Source organism: Ectopseudomonas alcaliphila (assembly GCF_900101755.1).
Lineage (GTDB): Bacteria > Pseudomonadota > Gammaproteobacteria > Pseudomonadales > Pseudomonadaceae > Aquipseudomonas > Aquipseudomonas alcaliphila.
Genome location: NZ_FNAE01000019.1, coordinates 1 through 3,431, shown reverse-complemented (window position 1 = coordinate 3,431; position 3,431 = coordinate 1). Strand labels below are relative to the sequence as shown.

5 protein-coding genes are annotated in these 3,431 nt (G+C 46.1%); all 5 read left to right on the top strand.

Annotation, left to right across the window (positions count from 1 at the left end):
• The first annotated feature begins 62 nt into the window (after positions 1-62).
• The 5 genes from BLR77_RS24740 to BLR77_RS24720 all read left to right on the top strand — a co-directional run bounded on the left by BLR77_RS24740 (position 63) and on the right by BLR77_RS24720 (position 2,692).
• Entirely contained in the window at positions 63-998 is a 936-nt protein-coding gene (locus BLR77_RS24740) for an AbiTii domain-containing protein (protein WP_202907465.1), read from the top strand.
• Positions 999-1,110: 112 nt separating this feature from the next.
• Positions 1,111-1,305: a DUF1040 family protein gene (locus BLR77_RS24735; protein ID WP_074682772.1), complete on the top strand. Its 195-nt coding sequence runs from the start codon at positions 1,111-1,113 to the stop codon at positions 1,303-1,305.
• Positions 1,306-1,452: 147 nt separating this feature from the next.
• Complete coding sequence (locus BLR77_RS24730; protein ID WP_074682768.1) at positions 1,453-1,716, top strand: hypothetical protein; 264 nt, start codon at positions 1,453-1,455, stop codon at positions 1,714-1,716.
• A gap of 123 nt (positions 1,717-1,839) precedes the next feature.
• Positions 1,840-2,298, top strand: coding sequence for an NTF2 fold immunity protein (locus BLR77_RS24725; RefSeq protein WP_074682766.1), 459 nt, complete (start codon positions 1,840-1,842; stop codon positions 2,296-2,298).
• Positions 2,299-2,392: 94 nt separating this feature from the next.
• A complete protein-coding gene (locus tag BLR77_RS24720; RefSeq protein WP_074682764.1) occupies positions 2,393-2,692 on the top strand; it encodes a hypothetical protein in 300 nt (99 codons plus the stop codon).
• Positions 2,693-3,431: the final 739 nt, after the last annotated feature.

The following is a 3,431-nucleotide window of genomic DNA, read 5'->3' as shown; positions in this document are numbered from 1 at the left end:
CGCTCACTGGGACGGGCTAAAGCCCGCCCCTTAACCAAACGTTAAGCCCCAAAGGAAATATCGTGGAAAAAAGCAGATCCGAACATATTTTGGAGTTAGCTAAAGAGCTTCTTGACGATATTGAGCTGAGTAGGCTTTCAGCAGAATCTTTATTACTTAAAGCGTCACGACTCGCTCGCTGGGTTGGATCCGATGAAATCAAGTACTGGATTAAACTTGAAATGCAAGGATATAACTCATCCAACGAAATTTCCTTGAAATACATGGGAATAACTGGGCGCTGGACTGATAAAAGTGAGGGTAAAGGCTATTGGGGGCCTTTAGCACAACATGAGGCAGCCCTCGAAGCAGAAAACATAAAGCTCCGAGCAATGACAACTCCAGACACCAGTGGAGACTGGGCGTTTCGCGTCATGCAAATGCACGAACAACAACTAATAACAACATCAAACTACATTGCAAAACTTAGCGGCATCAGAAGTAGAGTTTTAGCACAACTTCATAGCTTCGTATCCGAGATCTACTACGAGAAAGAGTTCGACAATCTTTCCGAGTCTATTTTTGAGAAGTATAAAAGAGACGTTGACACCCTTATTTCAGTTCACTGCGGAAATGTTCTTGAGCAAATCCCGTCTGTAATGTCGCGACTAGCCGATGGGGATCCGGAATCTATAAGTCAAGCACTCACAACCACTCGCAGAATCATAGACTCTTTTGCAGACTCTATATTTCCTCCGACAGAGGAAACAATTAATATCGGCGGCAACGAGGTAACCTTAGGCGCAAACAAGCATCAAAACAGAATAAATGCCTTTATACATCAAAAAATAGAAAGCAAGTCGCGCAAAATAAAGATCAGGCAAAATCTCTCCAATCTCTACGACAGAGTGTCCACAGGCGTACATAATGATGTATCAGCTGAAGAAGCCAGAGCACTTTTTCTGAACACCTATTTACTGCTTGGCGAAATCTTACATATTGGCGGCCAGAAATCCTAATCAAAAGCATAGTCGCAGAGTGTTGGCGCTTAACTACTGGTTCAAGTCGTTCGCTGCGCTCACTCGGGACCGGCGAAGCCGGCCCCTTAACCAAACGTTAGGCGCTTACAACATGAGAGACCCAGAACGCATCGATGATATGCTGGACTTAATTCGTGAGGTTTGGCAGAGCAATCCGGATCTGCGGCTTGGACAACTAATTGTGAATGCAGCCCGTATGCATGAGCCCGCAACCGAGAAAATTTTCCATATCGAAGATGGAAGCCTTGCAAAGGGTTTAATGCGGTATCTCGAACGGGTTAAATAAAAGATTAATTTCGTGCTCAAGGGTGTGCATCATATTTTCTGTAGGCTATCCGCATGATTCAGTACAGCGTTTAACTAGTGGTTCAACCCGTTCGCTCTGCTCACTGGGACGGGCTAAAGCCCGCCCCTTAACCAAACGTTATACGTCATGAAGAAACTGAAGCATCCGATTCCTGAGTGGGTAACTCGAGGAAAAACGATTAAGCAACTTATCAAAGAATTAGAAAGCTTTGAGAATCAAGATTTAGAGGTGAGATTGTCCCTCAATGATGGCGATACTCATTGTTGCATCAGTTTGGTTTTGAAGGGCTTTGACGACAAAAACAACCAATACTGTGTTCTTTCTAATTCAGAGTCCTACCATGAGAGCGAGTGGCAAGACTTTATGGATGAGCCTGATGAAAACGTATAACAAGCCAATCAACTTCGCGCCTACGGCGCCGGACGCGCTATCGCGCGCCGGTTATTGAAGCGTTAGTGTGTAATCAAGCAATCTATAAGATACAAGGCGTCAGGGCGTAATTGGGATGTATACATGTTAAATAAAGTTATTGTTGTATTGGCTACATTATTCTCTGCTCTTTCTTATGGAAAGAATATGGATACACCTAGATATTTGGTTCAATCGTTTATAGCTGATTACCAGCAGTGGAATGATCAGGTGTATCGCCTGTCGGAGGCTGAAATTGAGTATACTGGTGAAGCAATGAAAATGGCGGAAGATTTATACTGGGAAAATATAATTTCTAAATATTGTCGACCAGGATTTAAAGGGCAGCCTATAGCATTTGGGTCGGAATCTTCTCACGATCCAGAGCGTGAAGTTATTATTACAGAGGAAATTGAGGGTAACATATCGATCATTACTACAAAGCATACTAGTAGTACTGGGTTTGTCGCCGATTACGAGTATAGGCTAACTAAGAATAATGGTAGGTGGTATTTAGAGGCTGTTGATTATGTTGATGCTGATGGAAAGTACCCAGGCTTATAAAACACCTAACCATGTGTACCAGTTCGCCGCCGCAAGCAGCGGCAGGGCGCTCGCAAGCTCGCGCCTCTGTACACGGCGTTATGCGTAATCGAGCATGAAGAATAAATTGAGTTCAAAGGAAAAAGAACTCTGGAATAGGATATCCAAAATTCTCTGGAAGAACTGGGATCCTATCGGTGTCTACGAAGAAGATAGTGAGTGGGATGATGAATACGATAGCTATGTACCTCATATATTCCGACTCGCAGTAGAGGGTTGCGACCACATTAGAATCGCCGCTTCACTCACATCAACTATTCGTCAGAATATCGGATTGAGCGCCACAGGCAACAGCGAACATGATATTAGTGTTGCAAAGTTAATCGTCAGTGCCAGGCAGGAAATATTAGACTAGTTAGAAAATCGCATAACAAGTGGTTCAAATCGCTCGCTTCGCTCACTGGGACGGGCTAAAGCCCGCCCCTTAACCAAACGTTAGGTGACTTTGGTGGTACTCGCTAAGCCCATAACTGAGTCGGCAGTCAATGCAATAGCTGATGCGGTGTTCGCGAAGCACGATCCGTTTGTTGCAGAGGCCTACTCGGAGCCCGATAAGGAACCGCGATTGTTCAAGACGGCAGCGGATCTTGCCGATCACATCAAGGGCCAGATAGCAGCGCCTCGTGGCTTGGCTGATATCGTAGTCGTCTATCCTGATATGGGTGGTCGCCCGACACGGCGAACGATTCACTTAAATCCAAAGCACTGTCCCGGGCAAAAGCTGAGATATACGTGGGACGGCTTCGGCATGATTTCGGTTCAGCTCTATGGCGCTGACCAATTTCGAATGTCTCGGATCTGCGCGAACTCACTAGCTCGTGCAAAGGCTTGGGCGCCTACCTATCCAGAATGGAGCCCACCTGATGACTGGAACTGGAAGGCGGTAGAAAGCCATGCTCGCCGGCTTCAGCGAGTTCTAAAGAAGGTCACCTAACACCTCGTATATGGACTCGCCCCAAAAGTAGTGAGCAAAGCTTCTCTTCTGCACCTGTCGTCAGTGCGGTTGCATTCGTATATCCGGCCTGTTCTGGGCTTTCCGCCCTGGCCATTCTGTAGTTCGCGCAGCGGGGGCCAAGCGTTCAATCGATCCCCGG

Bases quoted from the DNA above. Each gene is read 5' to 3' on its own strand.
- BLR77_RS24725 (WP_074682766.1), top strand. From the start codon at position 1,840: ATGTTAAATAAAGTTATTGTTGTATTGGCTACATTATTCTCTGCTCTT.
- BLR77_RS24730 (WP_074682768.1), top strand. From the start codon at position 1,453: ATGAAGAAACTGAAGCATCCGATTCCTGAGTGGGTAACTCGAGGAAAA.
- BLR77_RS24735 (WP_074682772.1), top strand. From the start codon at position 1,111: ATGAGAGACCCAGAACGCATCGATGATATGCTGGACTTAATTCGTGAG.
- BLR77_RS24720 (WP_074682764.1), top strand. From the start codon at position 2,393: ATGAAGAATAAATTGAGTTCAAAGGAAAAAGAACTCTGGAATAGGATA.